This is a genomic window from Ferrimonas sediminicola (assembly GCF_005116715.1).
Lineage (GTDB): Bacteria > Pseudomonadota > Gammaproteobacteria > Enterobacterales > Shewanellaceae > Ferrimonas > Ferrimonas sediminicola.
In genome coordinates this window covers 58,365-75,581 of sequence record NZ_SWCI01000005.1, presented here as the reverse complement: position 1 = coordinate 75,581, position 17,217 = coordinate 58,365, and the positions used below count along the sequence as shown (strand labels likewise).

Below are 17,217 nucleotides of genomic sequence, written 5' to 3'. Positions count from 1 at the left end.
ATTGTCCCCTTTTTGTAATTTCTATTAATCCACAGGCGTAAGTATGGAAAAACTACCCCTGAATATGATTTTTTCGTGGCTATCGGGCGCGAATCAGTATATTATTCAGTCGGAAGTTTTTCTTCCGATATATTTGGGCATTATTAGGACAAAAACCCAACCAAGAAGGGAAAAGGAAGCACAAAATGGCATATAATAAGAAAAAGCCACTCAAAGAGTTGGACAGAATCGACCGCAACATCCTGAATGAACTGCAGAAGGATGGCCGCATCTCCAACGTCGAACTGTCCAAGCGTGTGGGTCTGAGCCCCACTCCTTGTCTGGAGCGGGTCAAGCGCCTAGAGCGCCAGGGATTCATTCAGGGCTACACCGCCCTGGTCAACCCCCATTACCTGGGCGCCTCTTTGCTGGTTTACGTGGAGATCACCCTGAACCGTGACTCCCCGGACGTCTTCGACAAATTCAACCAGTCGGTCATGGCGCTGGAAGATATCCAGGAGTGCCACCTGGTATCCGGCGATTTCGACTACCTGCTGAAGACCCGAGTAAGCGACATGTCCGCCTACCGTCAGCTGTTGTCTGACACTCTGCTCAAGCTCCCCGGCGTCAAGGACACCCGCACCTACGTGGTGATGGAGGAGGTCAAGCAGACCAGCCGGGTCCAGATCAGCCAGACAAACGTCCCAGCCTGATCCCCAGGCCAGCAGTGCCTCCGGCGGAGGCGCTGCTGGGTTTCACCCTCCCTCCGCGCCTCCCGATAACTGTATAGATAACCATGCATCCGCCGCCATTGTCTGATATGGTAGGCTTCTCTATTGAATCTGCGAGTAAAAAAGGTACCCGCCTTGAGTGAGCAAGAGACTCAGACACGCACTCTAAATGGCATTCAGCGACTGCTGGAACTGGGGCTTATCCTCTGCTGCGCCCTCGCTCTCTACCTACTGGCCGCCCTGGGCAGCTTCCACCCGGCCGACCCCGGCTGGAGTCAGACCGCCTGGGACGGGCAGGTACACAACTCCATGGGGCGCGTCGGCGCCTGGCTGGCAGACCTGCTCTACTTTGCCTTCGGCATCAGCGCCTGGGCGATTCCGGTGCTGACCGCCGGCATCGGCTGGCTGATGTTCCGCCGCAGCTACCGCATCGCCGAGATCGACTACTTCTCGGTGGCCTTGCGTATCGTCGGCCTGCTGCTGATGCTGCTGGGGTTTGCCACCCTGGCGTCGATCAATGCCGATGATATCTACTACTTCTCCGCCGGTGGCGTCATCGGCGATGTGATCCGCGACGCCATGCTGCCCTACTTCAACCTGATGGGCACCACCCTGCTGCTGCTTTGTTTCATCGGCGCGGGCTTTACCCTGTTCACCGGATTGAGCTGGGTCACCGTGGTTGAGGGGGTGGGGGCCGGGGTGATCATTGCCCTGACCTGGACCTGGGCGCTGCCGTCGAGGCTGTTGAGCCTCGGAAAGCGGGGCGAGAAGGCGCCGCAGGACGATATTCTGGCACTGGCGCAGAAACACCAGGGGGCCGAGTCCGTCGCCGCCCCGGCCTATGCCTCGGTCACCGTGGCCCCGGAGTCGGCGGTCGACCGGGAGGGGAGCGACGAAGAGCCGACCGACTGGCTGGACACAGTGCCCTTCCTCTACCGCTTCCGCTGGTTCAACCGTTTCGTTGCCTGGTATGACGAGCGTCGCTACGGGCCGGAGGAGGCGATGGAGGCGCGGCCCGCCGGGGAGCCGCCCAGACTGGCCCCCGAACTGGACGGCGAGGCACTGTTTGGTGCGCGCACCGAGCCGGTGTTGGGCGTAGAGGCCGGGACAGAGGAGCCCGCGCTCTCATCGACCACCGGGGAGGCGGTGCCGGCCAACAGGGCGTCCAGGCCGGCGGCAGAAGCCAAGCCCAGGAAGGAGAGTGTTGCCACCGTCGCCGAGCCGACCACACCGGAGGCACAGACACTGATGCCGACCCTGGAGTTGCTGGACCGGCCCAACAAGAGCAAGAACCCAATCAGCCGAGAAGAGCTGGATCAGATCGCCCGGCTGGTGGAGCTTAAGCTGGCAGATTTCAACATCTCCGCCAAGGTGGTGGATGTGCATCCCGGACCGGTGATCACCCGGTTTGAACTGGACCTGGCCCCCGGGGTCAAAGTCTCCAAGATCACCAACCTGGCCAAGGACCTGGCCCGGGCCCTGTCCGCCGTCAGCGTGCGGGTGGTGGAGGTGATCCCCGGCAAGTCGGTGATTGGCCTGGAGCTGCCCAACAAGCACCGGGAGATCGTCTTCCTGCGGGATGTGCTGGGCTGTGACCAGTTTGAGCAGGCCAAGTCCAACCTGGCCATGGTGCTGGGGCAGGATATCTCCGGGTACCCGGTGACCGTGGATCTGGCCAAGATGCCGCACCTGCTGGTGGCCGGAACCACAGGCTCCGGTAAGTCGGTGGGGGTCAATGTGATGATCCTCAGCCTGCTTTACAAGTCCACGCCCGAGGATGTGCGGCTTATCATGATCGACCCCAAGATGCTGGAGCTGTCGGTCTACGAGGGGATCCCGCACCTGCTGTGCGAGGTGGTCACCGACATGAAGGAGGCCGCCAACGCCCTGCGCTGGTGCGTGGGCGAGATGGAACGCCGCTACAAGCTGATGTCTGCCCTGGGGGTGCGCAACCTCAAGGGCTACAACGCCAAGGTGAGGGAAGGCAGGGAGGCGGGTGAGCCCCTGACAGACCCGCTGTGGAGCGCCACCGATTCCATGGACACCCAGCCGCCGGAGCTGGAGAAACTGCCTTCCATCGTGGTGGTGGTGGACGAGTTTGCCGACATGATGATGATTGTCGGCAAGAAGGTGGAGGAGCTGATCGCCCGCATCGCCCAGAAGGCGCGAGCCGCAGGTATCCACCTGATCCTGGCCACCCAGAGGCCGTCGGTGGACGTGATCACCGGCCTGATCAAGGCCAACATCCCCACCCGAATCGCCTTCCAGGTCTCCAGCCGGGTCGATTCGCGCACCATCCTCGATCAGCAGGGGGCGGAACAGCTGCTGGGGCAGGGGGACATGCTCTACCTGCCGCCGGGCACCGGCGTTCCCATGCGGGTCCATGGTGCCTTCGTGGATGATCATGAGGTGCACCGGGTGGTGGCAGACTGGCGTGCCCGGGGTGAACCCAACTACATCGAGGAGATCCTCGCCGGAGAGAGCGGTGGCGAACAGGTGCTGCTGCCCGGTGAGAGCTCAGACGCCGAAGGGGAGAAGGATCCCCTGTATGATGAGGCGGTGGCCTTCGTCATCGAGTCCCGCCGGGCCTCCATCTCCAGTGTTCAGCGCAAGCTGAAGATTGGCTACAACCGGGCGGCGCGCCTGGTGGAGGAGATGGAGGAGAGTGGGCTGGTGAGCCCGCCGGGGCACAACGGCAACCGCGAGGTGCTGGTGCCCGCAAGAGACTGAGAGAGAGTATGACGCGAATTTTATTGGTGGCGGCACTGCTGCCCGCCCTGGCCCACGCAGGGGCCGAAGAGAATCTGAAGCAGAAGCTGGCCAAGCTGAAGCAGTTCCAGGCCGGGTTCAGCCAGCAAGTGTTCGATGATCAGGGCAATCTGATCCAGGAGGGGCGGGGGCGCCTGGCCGTCAGTGCCCCGGACCGGTTCCGCTGGCAACTGACGGCGCCGGAGGAGAGCCTGGTGGTGGCCGACGGCAACGCGGTGTGGGTGTACGACCCGCTGATGGAGGCGGTCTCCATCTATCGCCAGGACGACGCCATCGCCCAGACCCCGCTGACCATCCTCACCCGTACCGACGCCGAGGCCTGGGATCAGTACCGTTTCAGCGAGCAGGGGCAGTGTTTCACCGCCGAGCCAAAGAGCGAGGACAGCCACGTCCGGATGATGTCGGTCTGTTTCGACGGCGAACGGATCGCTTCGCTGGCCATGGTGGACAGCCAGGCGGTGCGCAGTGAATTTGCCCTGTCCGGGTTCACCTCTGAAGGGGTGGCCATGAGTGAGTTCCGGTTCACCGCGCCCGAGGGGACCGAGATCGACGACCAGCGCGGCCAATGACCAGCCTGAGCCTGGATTTCAGCCCAGATTTCCGCCCCCTGGCGGCGCGGATGCGCCCGGAAAAGCTGGAGCACTACATCGGCCAGGAGCACCTGTTTGCCCCGGGCAAGCCGCTGCGCCAGGCGCTGGAGGCGGGCCGGGCCCACTCGATGATCCTGTGGGGGCCACCGGGGACCGGTAAGACCACCCTGGCTGAGCTGGTGGCCAGCTACTCCAACGCTCACGTGGAGCGGATCTCCGCGGTAACCTCCGGAGTGAAGGAGATCCGCGAGGCGATCGCCAAGGCCAGGGAGGTTGCCCAGGCCCAGGGGCGTCGCACCCTGCTGTTTGTGGACGAGGTGCACCGCTTTAACAAGAGCCAGCAGGACGCCTTTCTGCCGTTCATCGAAGATGGCACGGTGATCTTCGTCGGCGCCACCACCGAAAACCCCTCCTTCGAGGTCAACAGCGCGCTGCTCTCCCGGGCCCGGGTCTATGTGATCAGGAAGCTGGATGCCGAGTCGATCAAGCGGATCCTCGGTGACGCCCTGACCGATGCCGAGCGGGGGTTGGGCAAGCTCAACCTGCGGATGGACGACGAGGTGCTCGGTACCCTGGCGACCCTGGTGGATGGCGACGCCCGCCGCGCCTTGAACCTGCTGGAGCTGATGGCGGACATGAGTGAGGACGGCCACCTGACCCAAGAGATGCTGACCGAGGTGGCCGGTGAGCCGGTGGCTCGCTTCGACAACAAGGGCGACCAGTTTTACGATCTGATCTCCGCCGTCCACAAGTCGGTTCGAGGCTCCAACCCCGACGGGGCCCTCTACTGGTACTGCCGTATCCTTGAGGGGGGCGGCGATCCACTGTACGTGGCCCGCCGCTGTCTGGCCATCGCATCGGAGGATGTGGGCAACGCCGATCCCCGGGCGATGGAGGTGGCGCTGAACGCCTGGGACTGTTTCCATCGAGTCGGACCGGCGGAGGGGGAGCGGGCCATCGCCCAGGCCCTGGTCTACCTGGCGGTGGCTCCCAAGAGCAACGCGGTCTACACCGCCTTCAAGGCGGCCCGGACCCGCGCCTGCGACACCGGTCACCTGGAGGTGCCGGTGCATCTGCGTAATGCGCCCACCAAGATGATGAAGGAGCTGGGTTACGGCGCCGAATACCGCTATGCCCATGATGAGCCCGGCGCCTACGCCGCCGGCGAGGTCTACCTGCCACCGGAGCTGGAGCGGGAGCGATACTATCGGCCGAGCGACCGGGGGTTGGAGAGGAAGATCAAAGAGAAACTCAATCAGTTGGCGGAAATGGACCGCCAAAGTGGGAACAAACGCTATGAATAACCTGATTGCAGTGGCCCTGGGGGGCGCGGTGGGAGCAAGCGCACGTTATGGCACCTCACTTCTTGCGCTAAAGCTATTCGGAACTGGCTTTCCCTTTGGTACACTGATCGTCAATTGCATAGGTTCTCTGATTATGGGGGCGCTCTACGCCTGGGGCGATGTCACCAATCTGTCCCCGACCCTGAAAGCGTTCGTTGGTGTTGGCATGCTGGGTGCGTTAACCACCTTCTCCACCTTCTCCAACGAAACCGTCCTGCTGCTGCAGGGGGGGTACTGGATCAAAGCCATGTTGAATGTATTGCTGAACGTCGGCCTCTGTTTTGCGATGGTGGTGTGCGGTCAGCAGTTGGTTTATGCACGACTCTAAATAGAAGCGATATGTTAGACAGCAAATACCTAAGAGCCGACCTCGAGCAGACTGCCGAGCGTCTGGCCACCCGAGGCTACATCCTGGATGTGGCGCGTTTGACCAAACTGGACGAACAGCGTAAGGCGCTGCAGGTCGAAACTCAGGAACTGCAAGCTGAACGTAACAGTCGCTCCAAGTCGATCGGCAAGGCCAAGGCCAATGGCGAAGATATCGCCCCGCTGCTGGCGGAAGTGGCCAGCCTGGGCGACAAGCTGACGGCGACCAAGGCGGAGCAGGATAAGCTGCTGGCCGAGTGGGACGACATCGTTGCCGGCATCCCCAACCTGCCTGACGCCTCCTGCCCCATCGGTGCCGATGAGGAGGAGAACGTCGAGGTGAGCCGCTGGGGCGAGCCCCGTCGTTTCGACTTCGAGGTCAAGGACCATGTGGACCTGGGCGAGGGGGTCGAGGGTCTCGACTTTGCCGCCGCCGCCAAGCTCTCCGGTTCCCGCTTTATCGTGATGAAGGGCCAGGTTGCCCGCATGCACCGTGCCCTGGCACAGTACATGCTGGACCTGCACACCAGCGAGCATGGCTACACAGAGATGTATGTCCCCTACCTGGTGAATCCGGACAGCCTGCGTGGTACCGGCCAGTTGCCCAAGTTTGGTGAGGACCTGTTCCATACCGAGCAGCTGGAGGAGGACACCGATCGCCGCCTGAGCCTGATCCCTACCGCCGAGGTGCCGCTGACCAACATGGCCCGTGACGAGATCATCGATGCCAAGGCGCTGCCGGTGAAGATGACCGCCCACACCCCCTGTTTCCGCAGCGAAGCCGGCGCGTCGGGCCGGGATACCCGAGGCTTGATCCGCCAGCACCAGTTCGACAAGGTGGAGCTGGTACAGCTGGCCAAGCCCTCCGAGTCCATGGCGGCCCTGGAGGAGCTGACCGGTCATGCCGAGAAGGTGCTGCAGAACCTGAGCTTGCCCTACCGTAAGGTGGTGTTGTGCACCGGTGACATGGGCTTTGGTTCCACCAAGACCTATGATCTGGAGGTATGGGTACCCAGCCAAGAGAAGTACCGGGAGATCTCCTCCTGCTCCAACATGGGGGATTTCCAGGCCCGCCGCATGAAGGCACGCTGGCGCAACCCCGAAACCGGTAAGCCAGAGCTGCTGCACACCCTCAACGGCTCCGGCCTGGCGGTGGGCCGCACCCTGGTGGCCATTCTGGAGAACTATCAGCAGGCTGATGGCCGCATCGAGATTCCCGAAGTGCTGCGCCCCTACATGGGTGGCCTGACCCACATCGGTTAATCCGCTCAGAGCAGAGAAAGCCCGGCCAAGTGCCGGGCTTTTTAGTGCCTGGGACCTGGGGGCCACAAGCACAGGGAGGTGTTAAGGATCCCGCTTCTCCAGCCGCTTCAGCCTCTGCCTGAGGGCCGCCACCTCGCTGAGCAGTGCGGAAGACACCAGCACCATGATGGCGATGATGGACAGTTCGCCGCTGGAGTAGCTGTCGTAGCGCATCACCGTGTAGACCACGGCGGTCAGCAGCAGGATCAGGGTGGAGATCAGCATGGTGCGGCGCCTCTTCAGGGTGGATGCCATACTCTGATAATAGACGGCGATCACTCAGATAGCATAGATTCTCCAGTCAGTTAGCCTACGGTGACAGACAGAAAAAGAGGCGCATTAGCGCCTCTTGCCTGATCTGGCGTGCCCCTCGGTTCAGAAGCGAACTTTGGCCCCCAGATTCAGGGTGCTCCCCAGCCCCTTGGTGTTGTAGCCGCCGTAGGTGAAGGCTTGGGAGGTGGCTGGGTAGTAATCTTCGTTAAACAGATTCTCGATGCCGGCGAACAGCTCCCAGTTCTCCAGCTGGTAACGGGCACTCAGGTTGACCACGTCATAGCGGTCGACCGGCGCCTGATCGCCGACATAGTTGCCCTCCACGGGCTCGAAGCGGTCTCGGCTGCCCACATGCAGGTAGGTCAGGGAGAGCTTGGCGTTGTCCACCGGCACCCAGTCCAGGTAGGCAGTCAGTTTGGGGGCGGCGATCTGCCGGGCACCCAGATAGATGTCGTTGTCGGTGTCCTTGCCTTCTACCCAGCTGTAGGTGCCCCCTAGGGCAAGGTCGCTGCTGACACTGTAGTCCACGCTGGCCTCATAGCCCCAGATCTTCTGTGGCGCCCGGACCGGCATGTAGACACCGGTGTTGGGGTCGAACTTGTTGGCGGTGCCCAGTTCGGAGGTGCTCCGGTAGGCGGTGACATTGAACCTCAGGTTGTCGAACTGGCTGCTGAAGCCCAGTTCGTAGTTGTCGATGATGGACGCTTCGGTGCGAATGTCGTTGATGTCGGTGACGGTGGCGGTGCGCAGCAGACGACCAATGTCGGAGATGTCCGCTCCCTGAGAGTAGTTGGCAAAGGGCGAGAATCGCTCGTCACCCAGGTATCTCAGGCCAAGGTTGTAGGTGGTGGCCCGGTACTCAAGCTTGCCACCGGTGACGTTCATGGGGACAGAGCATTGATCTGCGCTGCGGCACAGCTTCAGAGTTTGGTAATCATCCACATCCAGGTCGATGTTTTCATGACGGACACCGGCCTTGACCACCCAGTCATCGGCGATGATCCACTTGGTCTGCAGGAACAGGGCCAGGTTGTTCATGTCCATCTCCGGCACCCAGATCCGTCCGTCGACCAGGGGTTGAGAGGTCACGTCGTTGAGAAGGTCGGTACCATAGATAAAGGTTCCCTCAACCCTGTCCCACTCCAGCTGTGTGTTGAAGGTGGCCCTGAAGCCGCTCTTTTCCGATTTGATGTAGGACTGGCCGCCGTCGTATCCCTGCTCCGGATTGGACAGGACCGGCGAGTAGAAGAAGACGTTTTCGATCCTCTGCCAGTAGCCATCCAGGGTCATCTCGGTATTGGTGAACAGCTCGAGATCGTTGTAGCGGAGCATGACATTGTGGTTGCCTCGCGGCCCCTGGGGCTCACCCGGGTTGGGCGTGCCGGAGCTGTTCTTTACCGCATAGGTCTTTTCGCCGGCGTTGATGTCACCCAGTACATCGACCAGGTCCGCATCCATCTGTGACTCGTAATAGTTGTAGGTGAGCTGCAGGAGCTTGTCGTCATCCAGCTGGTATCCCAGTTTGGTGAAATAGTTATGGGCAACGCTGTCGGAGATGCCGTATTTGGTGCCGATAATGTCCCCCTCGGCATCCCGTTGTACCCCATTCTCCTCTCTCACCGCAGAGAGGACATAGCTGAGGTCGTCCAGTGAGCCATCTGCCACCGCCTCCAGCCTGTGACCCAGGCTGTCCTCCATTTTGACCAGGCTGGCACGGCTGGAGACCCCGAGGCGGACTCCGGTCTCCCGGCCTGGCTTCTTGGTGATGTAGTTGATGATCCCTCCCGCGGCGCCGTTGCCGTACACCGAGGTGGCACCCTTGATCACCTCGATGCGCTCGATGACAGAGGGGTCCAGGGTGCGGATGCCCAGCCCGCCATTGCGCAGCGGGGTGGACTGAGGCACCCCATCGATCATCACCAGGGCGGCCCGTCCCCTGAGGGTTTGGCCAAAGTTACTGGTACTGCCGGTGGAAGGAGCCATCCCGGGAACCCGGATCGCCAGCATGTTCTGCAGCTCCGAGCTGACCTGAAGGTCATTCTGGAGCTGCTCTGCAGTCACGATGGTGATGGAAGCCGGCACCTCGTCAATGCTCTCCACAATTCGGCTGCCGGTCACGATGATCCGCTCCATCTCCTCGTCGGCCGGAGGAGCGCTCTCGGCACTCACAGTAACGGGCACGGCCAGGGCGATGCAAAGGGGCAGGTAGGTGTTACACATGGATTACAACCTTTTGATTGGGTGAAAAACCACGACATCTTACCCCCACGTTTTGCAAATGCAAATGAGAATGATCACTATTTGGGGTAATGTAAATCCACACATAGACTAGGTGAAAAGACTTTTGGATCAGCGCATTACCCCTTCTAGCTCTAAGGTTATGCCGACCGTGACATCCGGCTCGGCGGGTGAAACGGGTTGCGACTCGTTTCCAGCCCGCGGCGTGGCGGGCGTTGCCGAAAAGTGCGTGGAAAACCGGCGCCGCTTCCCCCCTTTCCCCAAACGCGGAAAAATTTGATGGAGGGACGGTGTTGCCATCTGGCCATGCAGGAATATACTCATGCAATTATCACTAACAGTTACAAAGGGGTGACATGCCTGAGGCACAATACTGGCCTGAGGTGCTCGTGGCACTTCGGCGCATCATCAGGGCCACTGACCTGCAATCGAAACGCATGATCAAGGCCTGCGGCCTGACCATTCCCCAGGTGATGGTCCTCAGGGCCATCGATACTCTCGGGGACGTCACCGTTCGACGGCTCTCCGGCGACGTGTCCCTGAGTCCGGCTACCGTGACCACCATTTTGAATCGTCTGCAGGATCGCGGGCTGATTGAGCGGGTGCGCAGCCAGACCGATAAACGCATCGTCAACGCGCGGCTGACCGAGGAGGGTGTCAGAGTTCTGGCCTCGGCGCCGCCGCTGTTGCATGAGAAGTTCATCGATCGCTTCGAGAATCTTGATGACTGGGAGAAGACCCAGATCCTGTCATCCATGCAGCGGGTGGCTTACATGATGGATGCGGAAACCCTCGACGCGGCGCCGCTGCTGGACATCGCGTCACCGGACACGGTCAAGTAAGCTGCAGCCATCCACAACAGGCGGCCGATGCCGCCTTTTTTGTGCCCAACATCAGCGCAATAATTTGAGATCAAATGATTGGTTCGTTAACATGTAATGCCATTGCGTCCGGGTGGTTAACGAACTGTATTCCGGAGGTGATGGTTGGAGCATCACACATTTCATTTAGGACGAGAAGTAATGAAAACCAAACTGGCCATAGTCATCGGTATGATTTTCTCTGCCACCGTTTCCGCCCAGAGCAGCGAACTCGAGGAGCTCAAGCAGCGCATTGAGGAGCTGGAAAGCCGTCAACACGCGGTAGAGCAACAACAGGGTAAGGAGGAGGGCGGCATCACCCTAGGGGGGGCGGCCCGCTTCCAATACAGCTATGAAGATTATAACGATGACAACAGCGACCGGGGCGGCGACTTCGATTTCGACACCTTCAGGCTGGACGCCAATGGTGAGATTGGCGATCTGACCCTGTCCGTTCAGTATCGCTGGTACCAGTATATGGATGTGCTGCATCATGCCTGGGTCGGCTATGAGTTCAGCGACAGCCATAGCGGTCAGTTGGGGGTGACCCAGGTGCCCTTCGGCATTCTGCCCTATGCCTCCCACAGCTTCTTCTTCAGCTCCAATTTTTACACGGGCCTGGAAGATGACTACGATATGGGCCTGAACTATAAGTTTGAGTCCAAACGAAATCGACTGGACCTGGCGTTCTACAAGAACGATGAACAGGGCGGCATTGACGGCTATGTCTCCGAACGCAGCGACCGCTACTCCTACGATGTGGTCGGGGTGCGCCTGGAGGGGGAGGGCACCTACGATGTGCCGACCCTGGAGGCGGGCGAAACCAACACCTTCAACCTGCGTTATGCCCATACTCTGCAACTGGATGGGGGCTCGGTGGAGCTGGGGCTGTCCGGTCAGCTTGGCGAGTTGGAGGTCGATGGAAACCTGGACGGTGATCACTGGGCCGCCGCGATTCACGGGGTGATCAACTACGGTGCCTGGAACCTTCAGCTGCAGGCGGCGGATTACCAGTACGACATCGACGGCATGGACGTGGAGCAGATGGTGGTGGGTGCTTATGCCTTCTACGACTCCATCCCGGCCGAGGCGATCACCTACACCGCCAACATCGCCTACAGCCTGCCGGTGAAGCTGGGTCCGGTGACCAACCTGACCTTCTACAATGACTACTCGCTGATGACCGATAAACCCGGCAGCCTGGACGACACCTTCATGAACGTCACCGGGATGGCCATCAGCGCCGGCGGCCTCTACACCTATGTGGACTTCGTGGTTGCCGAGAACCAGCCCTTTATCGGCGGCACCCTGGTCGGCAGTGGCGACACCAACAAGCGTTTGAACATTAACTTCGGCTACTACTTCTAAGCCAGAAGCCCGGCGAATAGAGCCCCGCCAATTGGCGGGGCTTTTTTGGGACTGTGTCTGAATGAGCTGTTGAAGTTAGGCGATGCCTTGGTGTAACTGGGCTGGCCCATGTAGTGACACCCTCAAGCAGGAATGGCAACTGGGCGCTCCTTTCGACAGCCACTGGACCCTGACGTGCGTCAGGGTGACGATTGTGGGTGTGGTGCAGGGAGCACCTGGCAGCCAGGCTCAGTAGTCATCTTCAGGTTGCTGCAGAGTGAAGCCACTGGGCCCCGGCATTCGCCGGGGTGATGATTGTGCGTATGGAGCAGGGAGCACCCGGTAGCCAGGGTAGCCAGGCTCAGCAGTCATCTTCAGGTTGCTGCAGAGTGAAGCCACTGGGCCCCGGCATTCGCCGGGGTGACGATTGTGCGTATGGAGCAGGGAGCACCCGGTAGCCAGGCTCGGGAGTACTGTGCAGCTTGGTACAGCGTTGATTCAACCCACTGCGGCGCCCTCCAACGCGGTCATGCCGGCGCACGCCGGTATCCAGAGGCTGTGTGGGCAAGGGGGGGGGGGCTCTAGGAGGGATGTCTCCATCCCGGATACTGCTCTCGACAGACTCCGGTTCCCGGCCTCCTGCTGGGCGACGACTTACAGAGTATTGCTGAGAGCAGGTTAGTAAAAAGGGGGCGCCATGGCGCCCCCTTCTCTTTGGAGGTGAGGTTAGCCTCTTGGCTCGGTCCTCATCCCTTTCACCAGGCTGACGCACATCAGCAGAAGGATCAGGGTGAAGGGCAGGGCGGTGGAGATGGTACCGGCCTGCAGCGCCTGGATCGCCTCGGTGCCTCCAATCCATAACAGGGTGGCGGCGATGGCCCCTTCGATGCTGGCCCAGAAGATACGCTGGGGAACCGGGGCATCCACCTTGCCGCCGGCGGTGATGCTGTCGATCACCAGCGAACCGGAGTCGGATGAGGTGATGAAGAATACCATGATCAGCACGATGGAGATCACCGACAGCAGGTTGCTCCAGGGCAGGGCTTCGAAGGTGTAGAACAGAGCCAGGGTGATATCAGACAGACCATTGGTGCCCAACTCGCCCACCTTGTTGATGACTTGATCAATGGCGATGCCGCCGAACACGGACATCCAGATGATGGTCACCGTGGTGGGGATGAACATCACCGCGATCAGGAACTCACGTATGGTACGCCCCTTGGAGACCCGAGCGATGAACATGCCAACAAAAGGAGACCAGGAGATCCACCAGGCCCAGTAGAACACGGTCCAGCCGTGCATCCATGCTTCATCCTCACGGCCATGGGGGTTACTCAGGGGGATGATGGTTTCGGCGTACCCCAGCAGGGTCTGCCCCAGGTTGCCAAAGGCCACCGCGGCGCCCACCAGGGCCACAAACACCAGCAGGGCGATGGCCACCAGCATGTTGACGTTGCTCAGCACCTTTACTCCACCTTCGATCCCCCTAATTACGGAGATCACCGCCAGTCCGGTGACGAAGGCGATGACGCCGACCTGCATGCCGACGCCGCCATCGGTACCAAAGACGTGGTTGATGCCGCTGCTGGCCTGCTGGGCACCCAGGCCCAGGGAGGTGGCCAGGCCGAACAGGGTGGCCAACACGGCCATGATGTCGATGGCATGGCCAAACCAACCCCAGGTTTTATCGCCCAGGAGGGGGTAGAAGATGGAGCGGATCGACAGGGGCAGGCCTTTGTTGAAGGAGAAGAAGGCCAGTGACAGTGCCACGATGGCATACATGGCCCAAGGGTGCAGACCCCAGTGGAACATGGTGGCGCCCATGGCCACCTTGGCCGCCTCGGGGGAGTGAGCTTCCACGCCCAGCGGGGTCTCATACCAACCGGTAAAGTAGGCCACCGGTTCCGCGACTCCCCAGAACATCAGGCCGATCCCCATACCAGCGGCAAACAACATCGCCATCCAGGAGAGGTTGGAGTGTTCGGGGCGTGCCTCGGAACCGCCCAGGCGGATGCGACCATAGGGGCTGACAATCAGCCACAAACAGAAAATCAGGAACAGGTTAGCCGACCACATAAAGAGGGCGTCGAAGTTGTTTATGATTTTCCACTTGATGCCGTCGAGGGCGGCTTTGGCGGTGGCGGCATCGCTGATCAGGATGGCGGCGAGGAAAAGAAGAATCAGGCCGGCACTGATGCCGAAGACCGGGTTGTGGACATCAAATCCCCATTTCTGGATGTTGTCCTGGCCGACGGTGTAGTCGGTATTTTCAATACTGTATTTATCTATGGGGTTACTCATTGTTCCTCTCTATTATGTTTGAGAACAAACAAAATGCTGAGATTTGTTGTGTCGTTAACGACAGCCAATGCTAACAAAATGTTAGGGTCAACCTCAATTCAAACTTGTTAATTGTCCCGCCTCGGCCGAAAAAATGTTTACCATTATGGGTAAAAGTTGTTCTTGTAGATATTTAACTTACTGAAATTTAATGGCTGGTGTGTCTGTGGCAATTTCTGGTAAATATTTTCATGGGATTGGGCAGAGTAGGGTTTGGGAGGGGGATAATCCCCCCCAAACAGGACAAAGAATCGTGCTCAAATCATTATATGTGGAACAAAAGTCTGCGGGCAGGCGTTATTGATCCGGCTGGTTGAGCGTTAACCCCGCCAACCTGCCGCTCTCGGCGAGGGGGCGAAGTTGGGGATCGCTGTCTGCGTACCCCAGGTAGTCGGGTGATATGTCGATCGCTTTCTGCAGGTGCTGGCATGCCTCATCCAGTTCGCCCAGGGCGGAAGCGGCACAGGCAAGCTGGTAGAACGCGTGACCATTCTCCGGATCGATCTGCAGCGCCTGACGGCAAAGGTTGATGGCCCATTTGGGTTCACTGAGTTCCAGGGCCGCATCCGCCTTATAGGTCAAGGCCTCCACATCATCGGGTCTTAACTGGAGGATCTGGTCATATATGGCGATCTTCTGCTCTTCACTGACCTCCTGACTTGCCCTCAACCACAGGGAGTGGACCTCGTTGGTACGTTCCAGCTCGCTCTTGTTTTCTGAGATCAGCCGCTCCTTGTCATTCATCTGCTCCTCGACACTTTTCAGCCTCTTCTCATAGCGGCTGACCAGCTTGGTGACCTCCTGATCGGTCAGGGAGAGTGCCTTCTCCTTGATGTCTCTGATGGAGGTCCAGCCTACCAGAACCAACAGGGAGGAGACGCCAGCCACCAGGTAGAAGAAGTAGGTGACCGTGTCCGTGGCGTAGGTCACCGAGTGGTTGGCCAGGGTCAACTGTTTGCGATTTAACTCGGTAAGAAACTCCGCCCGCTGTGATTGCAGCTCGGTCCTCAGGGCTTTGACCTCGTCCAGCAGGTAACGCTCGATAAAGGGGTTGTAGAGAGGTTTGTCCAACTGGCTGACCCTGTTTCTGACTTCCGGCTCCTCTGCAGTGGACTGTTGCTCCGCCAGCGATGCCTGGCTGAATAGCAGTGTGACGAAGAGCAGTAGGGGGATCGGTGTGAGTCGCATAAAGGTTCCTGGCTCGTTACTGAAATGCTAGAGCACAAACTATACCCTTTCTCGGTCTCGAAGAGAAATGGCGCAACTCACTCTGTAAGCCCCTGATAAATTGATGGTGCAATTCCGATTTTTGATATTTAATGCTTAGAGCTGTAACATTATCTCTGGTCGGTAGTGGATCTGTCCCCTCTCTGGCAGGGACCACTGGCGGCTAACGGCGTTTCAGAATCGGAATTGGAGGCAGTTGTGAGCGAACCAGGTAATCTGGCACTGGATTTTAAGTCGATGGCATCACTCAGGCACTGGGAAGAGATCCCCAAAGTGGCGGGGGCAAGAATGAAATCCGCAGCGCAGGTACACTGTGGCTGGGGCCGGGTCCTGTTTGGTCACACCTTTTCGAACCACCAGCAGCTGATCGATCACCTCGATGGCGAGGAGCAGCTGCGTTCGGATGTGGTGTTTTACTGCCGAGAACCCCAGGTCCTGGTGTCCAAAGCCCCCCAGCAGCTGTTCATCGACCCGTCCCTGACCTATCGGCTGGCGCTCTCCACCTTTGACTCTTCGGCCACTGAGACCGGCAGGATCCGGCTTCGCCCCATGATGGGCGGCTGGGACGAACACAACATCAATACCCTGCTGCTCAGCCTGGGTCGGGTGGATCTCGGTGAGGACTTTACTCACAAGATGTTTGCGGATCCTTCGCTGTCCATGCTGCTGGCCGAGGATGAGCAGACCGGCAAGCTGCTGGGGTGTGTGACCGGCATCGACCATAAACTGGCGTTTAATGATCCCGACAACGGCTCCAGTGCCTGGGGGATGGCCATCGACCCGGACTGTCCGGTGGAGGGGGTGGAGCGGGCGTTGATCACCGGCCTGGCCAAGCGCTTCTCCGGGAAAGGCAGGCGCTTCATGGATCTCTCCATCGTTCACGATGACCGCCATGCCTGCTCGCTAGTGGAGCAGTTGGGGTTTGTGCGCGTTCCGGTGTACTCAGTTAAAAATCGCAACGCCATCAACGAACCGCTGTACACCGCCGAAGCCGAATGTGACTCGAACCTGCTGAGTGCCGACACGGCGATGTTGCTGGATCAGGCCCGTCGGTTGGGGCTCTCCGTACAGCTGGAGGATCCGCAGAGGGACTTCTTCTCACTTCATCTGGCGGGCCAGTCCGTGCGTTGCCAGGGTTCGATGCCGGAGAGCAGCAGCGCGGTAGCGGTGCGCGCCTGCGAAGATCGCCGGGTGACCCATGCACTCCTCTCCAACTCGGGGGTGGCAGTACCGGCACAGGCTGAACTCACCGCCTTTGAGGATTTTCAGGCGTTCGCCATCCCCTTCAGGTCGGTAGACCTGGTGCCGGCGCTTCGAGCCGACGACGGCGAGGCGCGGCGGCAACTGATGACCGACCCCCAACTCGCCGAGGCCTGGCAGGGGAGAGAGGAGTCCCACCGACCATGGTTGGCCCAAGAGAGTATCTTTGGCCACACCCTGAATGTGCTGGTAATAGGAAACGAGGTGTTTGCCGCAGAGGTGGGGACTCAGTATCGGGAGGATCAGGCGGTTTCAGCCGAGGATGGTGCCGACCGTGCCGAGGGCGGCGGGGGTACTCAGGATGTGACCGAGCGGTTGCATCCCGCCCTGAGACGCGCCGCCCTGCTGGCGGCTCACTCCCTGGGGCTGTCCGTGGTTGGCCTGGAGATGACGGTGGCCTCCCCCTGTCAGCCGGACTACAAGGTGACCGATGTCACCGCTCAGCCGGAGCTGACCTGCCATTCGCCACAACCGGTGATGGAGGCCTGGCTGCTGTGGCTGTTCCCCTCCCTGAGGATCGAACCCCAGAGGTCGTGACCTCGGGGGCCCGATGCGGGCGGCGTCTCAAGCCTCGTTGGCGATATAAGAGGGG

13 protein-coding genes are annotated in these 17,217 nt (G+C 60.1%); 9 read left to right on the top strand and 4 right to left on the bottom strand.

The genetic code is table 11. From position 1 onward, the window contains the following. Positions 1-185 precede the first annotated feature (185 nt). From lrp to serS, 6 genes are all read left to right on the top strand, one after another. Positions 186-692, top strand: coding sequence for a leucine-responsive transcriptional regulator Lrp (gene lrp / locus FCL40_RS09600; RefSeq protein ID WP_136853081.1), 507 nt, complete (start codon positions 186-188; stop codon positions 690-692). 153 nt (positions 693-845) lie between these two features. Further along, positions 846-3,440: a DNA translocase FtsK gene (locus tag FCL40_RS09595; RefSeq protein WP_136853080.1), complete on the top strand. Its 2,595-nt coding sequence runs from the start codon at positions 846-848 to the stop codon at positions 3,438-3,440. 8 nt (positions 3,441-3,448) lie between these two features. Then, on the top strand, positions 3,449-4,048 hold the full coding sequence (lolA, locus tag FCL40_RS09590; RefSeq protein WP_136853079.1) for an outer membrane lipoprotein chaperone LolA: 600 nt from the start codon (positions 3,449-3,451) through the stop codon (positions 4,046-4,048). Next, entirely contained in the window at positions 4,045-5,373 is a 1,329-nt protein-coding gene (locus FCL40_RS09585; protein WP_136853078.1) for a replication-associated recombination protein A, read from the top strand. Before lolA ends, FCL40_RS09585 begins: the two co-directional genes overlap by 4 nt. Then, on the top strand, positions 5,366-5,740 hold the full coding sequence (gene crcB, locus FCL40_RS09580) for a fluoride efflux transporter CrcB (RefSeq protein ID WP_136853077.1): 375 nt from the start codon (positions 5,366-5,368) through the stop codon (positions 5,738-5,740). The genes FCL40_RS09585 and crcB overlap by 8 nt, the downstream gene beginning before the upstream one ends. An 11-nt stretch (positions 5,741-5,751) precedes the next feature. Then, positions 5,752-7,041, top strand: coding sequence for a serine--tRNA ligase (gene serS / locus FCL40_RS09575; RefSeq protein WP_136853076.1), 1,290 nt, complete (start codon positions 5,752-5,754; stop codon positions 7,039-7,041). A gap of 81 nt (positions 7,042-7,122) precedes the next feature. Here serS and FCL40_RS09570 read toward each other — a convergent pair whose 3' ends face one another. Then, positions 7,123-7,335, bottom strand: a complete 213-nt coding sequence (locus FCL40_RS09570; protein ID WP_136853075.1) for a hypothetical protein — start codon at positions 7,333-7,335, stop codon at positions 7,123-7,125. Positions 7,336-7,455: 120 nt separating this feature from the next. Continuing rightward, complete coding sequence (locus FCL40_RS09565) at positions 7,456-9,573, bottom strand: TonB-dependent receptor (protein WP_136853074.1); 2,118 nt, start codon at positions 9,571-9,573, stop codon at positions 7,456-7,458. Between the two features lie 374 nt (positions 9,574-9,947). Here FCL40_RS09565 and FCL40_RS09560 point away from each other — a divergent pair, with 374 nt between their 5' ends. Next, complete coding sequence (locus FCL40_RS09560; protein WP_136853073.1) at positions 9,948-10,433, top strand: MarR family winged helix-turn-helix transcriptional regulator; 486 nt, start codon at positions 9,948-9,950, stop codon at positions 10,431-10,433. A 180-nt stretch (positions 10,434-10,613) separates the two neighbouring features. Next, a complete protein-coding gene (locus FCL40_RS09555; RefSeq protein WP_169307065.1) occupies positions 10,614-11,819 on the top strand; it encodes a carbohydrate porin in 1,206 nt (401 codons plus the stop codon). Positions 11,820-12,524: 705 nt separating this feature from the next. On the opposite strand, the gene FCL40_RS09550 is transcribed toward FCL40_RS09555, so the two are convergent. After that, positions 12,525-14,099 (bottom strand): BCCT family transporter, encoded by a 1,575-nt coding sequence (locus tag FCL40_RS09550; RefSeq protein WP_136853072.1) that lies wholly within the window; start codon positions 14,097-14,099, stop codon positions 12,525-12,527. A 336-nt stretch (positions 14,100-14,435) separates the two neighbouring features. After that, positions 14,436-15,326 (bottom strand): TPR end-of-group domain-containing protein, encoded by an 891-nt coding sequence (locus tag FCL40_RS09545; RefSeq protein ID WP_136853071.1) that lies wholly within the window; start codon positions 15,324-15,326, stop codon positions 14,436-14,438. Positions 15,327-15,653: 327 nt separating this feature from the next. On the opposite strand from FCL40_RS09545, the gene FCL40_RS09540 reads away from it, so the two are divergent. Next, a complete protein-coding gene (locus FCL40_RS09540; RefSeq protein ID WP_136853070.1) occupies positions 15,654-17,162 on the top strand; it encodes a hypothetical protein in 1,509 nt (502 codons plus the stop codon). The last annotated feature ends 55 nt before the right edge of the window (positions 17,163-17,217 follow it).

Coding starts and splice junctions, on each gene's coding strand:
- lrp (WP_136853081.1), top strand. CDS start 186: ATGGCATATAATAAGAAAAAGCCACTCAAAGAGTTGGACAGAATCGAC.
- lolA (WP_136853079.1), top strand. CDS start 3,449: ATGACGCGAATTTTATTGGTGGCGGCACTGCTGCCCGCCCTGGCCCAC.
- FCL40_RS09585 (WP_136853078.1), top strand. CDS start 4,045: ATGACCAGCCTGAGCCTGGATTTCAGCCCAGATTTCCGCCCCCTGGCG.
- crcB (WP_136853077.1), top strand. CDS start 5,366: ATGAATAACCTGATTGCAGTGGCCCTGGGGGGCGCGGTGGGAGCAAGC.
- serS (WP_136853076.1), top strand. CDS start 5,752: ATGTTAGACAGCAAATACCTAAGAGCCGACCTCGAGCAGACTGCCGAG.
- FCL40_RS09570 (WP_136853075.1), bottom strand. CDS start 7,335: ATGGCATCCACCCTGAAGAGGCGCCGCACCATGCTGATCTCCACCCTG.
- FCL40_RS09565 (WP_136853074.1), bottom strand. CDS start 9,573: ATGTGTAACACCTACCTGCCCCTTTGCATCGCCCTGGCCGTGCCCGTT.
- FCL40_RS09560 (WP_136853073.1), top strand. CDS start 9,948: ATGCCTGAGGCACAATACTGGCCTGAGGTGCTCGTGGCACTTCGGCGC.
- FCL40_RS09555 (WP_169307065.1), top strand. CDS start 10,614: ATGAAAACCAAACTGGCCATAGTCATCGGTATGATTTTCTCTGCCACC.
- FCL40_RS09550 (WP_136853072.1), bottom strand. CDS start 14,099: ATGAGTAACCCCATAGATAAATACAGTATTGAAAATACCGACTACACC.
- FCL40_RS09545 (WP_136853071.1), bottom strand. CDS start 15,326: ATGCGACTCACACCGATCCCCCTACTGCTCTTCGTCACACTGCTATTC.
- FCL40_RS09540 (WP_136853070.1), top strand. CDS start 15,654: ATGAAATCCGCAGCGCAGGTACACTGTGGCTGGGGCCGGGTCCTGTTT.